This window comes from Xanthomonas sp. SHU 166, assembly GCF_000364685.1.
GTDB classification, from domain to species: Bacteria; Pseudomonadota; Gammaproteobacteria; order Xanthomonadales; family Xanthomonadaceae; genus Xanthomonas_A; species Xanthomonas_A sontii.
Genome location: NZ_AQOJ01000088.1, coordinates 1 through 4,384, shown reverse-complemented (window position 1 = coordinate 4,384; position 4,384 = coordinate 1). Strand labels below are relative to the sequence as shown.

At 70.4% G+C, this 4,384-nt stretch carries 6 protein-coding genes, 1 tRNA gene and 1 other RNA gene; 2 read left to right on the top strand and 6 right to left on the bottom strand.

What is annotated here, in order from left to right; translation table 11 throughout:
- Positions 1–1,143, bottom strand: a 1,143-nt coding sequence (dnaX, locus tag D180_RS03620) for a DNA polymerase III subunit gamma/tau (RefSeq protein ID WP_017911707.1), incomplete at its 3' end; no start/stop codon positions are given.
- Positions 1,144–1,379: 236 nt separating this feature from the next.
- Between dnaX and D180_RS03615 the strand changes: the two genes are divergently transcribed.
- Together D180_RS03615 and ffs are read left to right on the top strand one after the other, a co-directional pair.
- Positions 1,380–1,472: transfer RNA gene (locus D180_RS03615), tRNA-Ser, on the top strand.
- 99 nt (positions 1,473–1,571) lie between these two features.
- Positions 1,572–1,668, top strand: an RNA gene (gene ffs / locus D180_RS22785) — signal recognition particle sRNA small type.
- A 54-nt stretch (positions 1,669–1,722) separates the two neighbouring features.
- Here ffs and D180_RS03610 read toward each other — a convergent pair.
- The 5 genes from D180_RS03610 to moaA are packed head-to-tail and all read right to left on the bottom strand — an operon-like array spanning position 1,723 to position 4,377.
- Entirely contained in the window at positions 1,723–2,169 is a 447-nt protein-coding gene (locus tag D180_RS03610; protein ID WP_017911706.1) for a molybdenum cofactor biosynthesis protein MoaE, read from the bottom strand.
- A gap of 3 nt (positions 2,170–2,172) precedes the next feature.
- Positions 2,173–2,418 (bottom strand): MoaD/ThiS family protein, encoded by a 246-nt coding sequence (locus D180_RS03605; RefSeq protein WP_017908887.1) that lies wholly within the window; start codon positions 2,416–2,418, stop codon positions 2,173–2,175.
- On the bottom strand, positions 2,415–2,933 hold the full coding sequence (gene moaC, locus D180_RS03600) for a cyclic pyranopterin monophosphate synthase MoaC (protein WP_017911705.1): 519 nt from the start codon (positions 2,931–2,933) through the stop codon (positions 2,415–2,417). Before moaC ends, D180_RS03605 begins: the two co-directional genes overlap by 4 nt.
- A gap of 31 nt (positions 2,934–2,964) precedes the next feature.
- Positions 2,965–3,339 (bottom strand): nuclear transport factor 2 family protein, encoded by a 375-nt coding sequence (locus D180_RS03595; RefSeq protein WP_017911704.1) that lies wholly within the window; start codon positions 3,337–3,339, stop codon positions 2,965–2,967.
- A 3-nt stretch (positions 3,340–3,342) separates the two neighbouring features.
- Positions 3,343–4,377, bottom strand: a complete 1,035-nt coding sequence (gene moaA / locus D180_RS03590) for a GTP 3',8-cyclase MoaA (protein ID WP_017911703.1) — start codon at positions 4,375–4,377, stop codon at positions 3,343–3,345.
- Between the last annotated feature and the right edge of the window lie 7 nt (positions 4,378–4,384).

Here is a 4,384-nt window from a genome sequence, read left to right as displayed (position 1 = left end):
CGCAGTGCCGTGTCCTTGCGCAGCCGCGCTGGTCGCGGTGCCGGCCGGCAGCGCCGTGGCGCCCATCGGCCGGAACGCCAGCATGCGCAGCAGCGCCATCTCGAACCCGGCGCGCGGGCTCGGCGCCAGGTACAGGTCGCGGCGACCGTTCAGTGCCATCTGGTACCAAAGCTGCACGATCTCCGGCCGCAGGCGCTCGGCCAGCGGCGCGGGGTCCAGGCCATCCAGCGCCGGCGTGGCCGCGCCCGGCACCAGCTGCCGCACCTGGATGCGGTGCAGGGCCTCGGCCAGCGCCTCCAGCACCCCGCCCCAGTCGGGCGAGAACTCGGCCAGGCCGGCCACCACCTGCAGCAGCCGCTGCCCGTCGGCATCGGCCAGCGCGTCCAGCATCGCCCCGACCTGGGTGCGATCGACCGTGCCCAGCATCGTCCGCACCACGTCGTCGCGCAGCGCACCGCCGGCATAGGCGATGGCCTGGTCGAGCAGCGACAGGCCGTCGCGCAGGCTGCCGTCGGCGGCCTTGGCCAGTTGCACGATCGCCGAGGCATCCACCTCGATCTGCTCGGCGGCCAGGATCTTGGTCATCTGCCCCTGGATCTGCTCCTCGTCCAGGCGCTTGAGGTTGAACTGCAGGCAGCGCGACAGCACCGTCACCGGCAGCTTCTGCGGGTCGGTGGTGGCGAGCAGGAACTTCACGTGCTCCGGCGGCTCTTCCAGGGTCTTCAGCAGCGCGTTGAACGCCGCCTTGGAGAGCATGTGCACTTCGTCGATCAGGTAGACCTTGAACTTGCCGCGCGAGGGCATGTACTGCGCGTTCTCGATCACCTCGCGCACGTCGTCCACACCGGTGTTGGACGCGGCGTCGATCTCCAGCAGGTCGATGTAGCGGCCGGCGTCGATGTCCAGGCAGGCCGCGCACTGGCCGCACGGGTCGGCACTGGTGCCCTGCTCGCAGTTCAGCGACTTGGCGAAGATGCGCGCGATGGTGGTCTTACCGACGCCACGGGTGCCGGTGAACAGAAAGGCGTGGTGCACCCGGCCGCTGTCCAGCGCGTTGGTGAGCGCGCGGACCACATGCTCCTGCCCCACCAGCTCGGCGAAACGCTTGGGGCGCCACTTGCGGGCGAGAACGAGATAGGACATCAGGCGACCGTCTTCATCTGAACCGCCATTGTGCCACGCCGGGCCATCGCGATCGTTCAGTCGCCCGGTCAGCCGCCGTCCCGACGCGCGCCGCCTCGGGCGCAGGGCTGCGTGCGACGATGAACAGGGCAAAGGTGACGCCGGTCAGCGCGACCGCGGCGGCTCGCCTTGTGAACGGCGGCCATGACGGCTAGAATTCCCGCCCTTGCCCGGACCGCATGGCCCGCGCAAGACCCGGAGAGGTGTCCGAGTGGTTGAAGGAGCACGCCTGGAAAGTGTGTAAGCGTCTAAACCGCGCTTCGGGGGTTCGAATCCCCCTCTCTCCGCCAGATTCGAATGCGCTTCCCTCGCAGAGTTGCTCCGCCCATGGCGTAAGAACTCAAAGGGAAAGACCGCGCCACTGGCGCGGTTTCGTCTCTATGGTGGCCCCGTCGGCCCCTCGCGACGCTAGGTCGAAAACCCCGCCAGGGCCGGAAGGCAGCAACGGTATCGATCGACGCGGGCGCCGAGGTCAGCCGGCGGGGTTACCACCCTTCTACGACGACGAACGATCAGCCTAGATCTCGATCGCGCACGCCGCTATCCGCGCGACGACGCCTGCGCCTCCGGATGCAACCACCCCGCATCGCCCTCGCGGTAGCGTTCGCGCTTCCAGATCGGCACGCGCGCCTTGACCTCGTCGATGACGTAGCGGCAGGCGTCGAAGGCGGCGCCTCGGTGCGCGGCGACCACACCAACCCACACCGCCAGGTCGCCGATCGCCAGTTCGCCGACGCGGTGCACGCAGCGCAGGTCGAGGATGGCGAAGCGGGCCAGGGCCTCGTCGACGATGCGCTGGCCTTCGGCCTCGGCCAGTGCGGCGTAGGCCTCGTAGTGCAGGCCGTCGACCGCGCGGCCGTCGTTGTGGTCGCGCACCCAGCCTTCGAAGCTGGCATAGGCGCCGGCCTGGGCGTGCGCCAGCGGGGCGCGCAGCGTGGCGATGTCGAGCGGTCGGTCGGCCAGCCGGAAACGCGGTTCGGTGGACATGGCTCAGCCTCCCGAAACCGGCGGGATGAACACCACTTCGCTGCCGTCGCGCACCGCCTCGTCCCAGCCGACGAAGGCGCTGTCCACCGCCACCCGCAAGCGATCCAGCGGCCAGCGCAGGCCATGGCGCGCGTCGAGTTCGGCATACAGCGCGCGCAGGTTCGGCGCATCGGTATGCACCTGTTCGCGTTCCAGGCCCGCGGCCTCGCGCAGGCTGGCGAAGTACAGCACGCTCACCTGGACGCTCATGCCACGCTCCCGACGTCGCGCTTGCCGCCACGCTTGCCGACCAGCCGCACCGGGCCGATGGTCATCGCGTGGGTCAGCGCCTTGCACATGTCGTACACGGTCAGCGCGGCGACGCTGGCGCCGGTCAGCGCCTCCATCTCCACGCCGGTGCGGTGCACGGTGCGCACCGTGCATTCGATGCCCAGCACCTGCGGCGAGCGCCAGTCGATGGCGAAGCGGCAGCCGTCGATCGGCAACGGATGGCAGAACGGAATCAGTTCGTGGGTGCGCTTGACCGCCATCGTGCCGGCGATCACCGCGGTGTCGACGATGCCGCCCTTGGCGCTGCGCAACGCGTCGGCGCGCAACTGCGCGGCCACGCGGGCGGGGAAGCGCACCTGCGCCTCGGCCACCGCCACACGCGCGGTGGCGGCCTTGGCGGAGACGTCGACCATGGTCGGCAATCCCTGCGGGTCCAGATGGGTCAGCGCCGGCGCGGCGGCGCGCGCGGACGTGGCGGAGGTCTTCTTGGTCATGGATTGCGCTGCCGCTCCCACGGCGCGATCTTCAAGCGCCGCCGGGGATCGGCGTGCCTTGGTGGAACAGCATGCGCCATTGGCCGTCGCGATACCGCCAAAGCGAACTGCGCAGCGCCTGCCGCGACGGCTCGCCACCGCCGCTGCGCTCGCTGCGATAACACAGGTGCGCCAACTCCGGTTCCAGCAGCTGCACATCGATGTCGAATGCACAGTAGCGAAATGCGCCCGACTCAGCCGGTAACGCCTGGAGCACCGCCGGCTTGTCGAAGCAGCGGCCGGAGGCACCGAACTCGACGAAGGCGTCGTCGAGCAGTTCCGCCACGCGCGCCGCTGAGGCACGCACCGCCGGTTCCAGCAATTCCAGTTCCAGCGCGACCAGCGCACGTTGCACGGCGGTGTCCATGGCTCAACCGCCGATCAGGAACATTTCGACGTGCTTGCCGCGCGTGGCGGTCGCCGCGCCGCGCAGTTCGCTGTAGCGATCGTCGCGGCGTTCCCACAGCGCACGCACGCGCTCGGCCAGCGCCTCCTCGCCACTCGCCAGTGCCGGCCGCAAATCGGTGCCCTCGCCCGCGAACAGGCAGGTGTAGAGATGGCCATCGGCGGACACGCGGGCGCGGTGGCAATCGCCGCAGAACGGCGTACTGACCGATGTGACGAAGCCGATCTCGCCGCCGCCGTCGACGAAGGCATAGCGCGCGGCGACCTCGCCCGGGTAGTGCGGCGCCAGCGCCTGCAGCGGCCAGCGCGCGGCGATGCGGTCGCGCAGTTCGGCAGCCGGCACCACCCGCTCGCGGCGCCAGGCGTTGCAGGTGCCCACGTCCATGTATTCGATGAAGCGCAGCACATGGCCGCTGCCGCGGAAATGCGCCAGCAACGGCAGCACCTGGTCGTCGTTGATGCCGCGCTGGACCACGCAATTGAGCTTGACCGGCCCCAGCCCGGCCGCGACCACCGCGTCGATGCCCTCCAGCACCTGCGCGATCTCGCCACGGTCACCGGACAACTTCCGGAACACCGTCGGCTCGATCGCATCCAGGCTGACCGTGACCCGGCGCAGGCCGGCCTCGCGCAAGGCCTGCGCATGCCGCGCCAGCAGCGCGCCGTTGGTGGTCATGGCCAGATCGTCCACGCCGGGGATGCGCGCCAGCCGCCGCACCAACTCGGGCAGATCGCGGCGCAGCAGCGGTTCGCCGCCGGTCAGGCGCAGCTTGTTGACGCCGTTGCGGACGAAGGCGCGGGCCACCGTCTCCAATTGCGCGAACGACAGCCGCGAAGCGGCGTCGAAGCCGTAATCGTCCGGCACCTTGTCGGCAGGCATGCAGTAGCCGCAGCGGAAGTTGCAGGCCTCGATCACCGACAGCCGCAGGTCGCGCAACGGCCGCCCGCGCCGGTCCGCCGGCGTCGCCGACGCGAGCGGCGGGCGCGGCAGCGCGTTCATCCCGCCG

Excerpts from the sequence above, each read along its gene's own strand:
- moaA (WP_017911703.1), bottom strand. The coding sequence starts at position 4,377 with ATGAACGCGCTGCCGCGCCCGCCGCTCGCGTCGGCGACGCCGGCGGAC.
- moaC (WP_017911705.1), bottom strand. The coding sequence starts at position 2,933 with ATGACCAAGAAGACCTCCGCCACGTCCGCGCGCGCCGCCGCGCCGGCG.
- D180_RS03610 (WP_017911706.1), bottom strand. The coding sequence starts at position 2,169 with ATGTCCACCGAACCGCGTTTCCGGCTGGCCGACCGACCGCTCGACATC.
- D180_RS03595 (WP_017911704.1), bottom strand. The coding sequence starts at position 3,339 with ATGGACACCGCCGTGCAACGTGCGCTGGTCGCGCTGGAACTGGAATTG.
- D180_RS03605 (WP_017908887.1), bottom strand. The coding sequence starts at position 2,418 with ATGAGCGTCCAGGTGAGCGTGCTGTACTTCGCCAGCCTGCGCGAGGCC.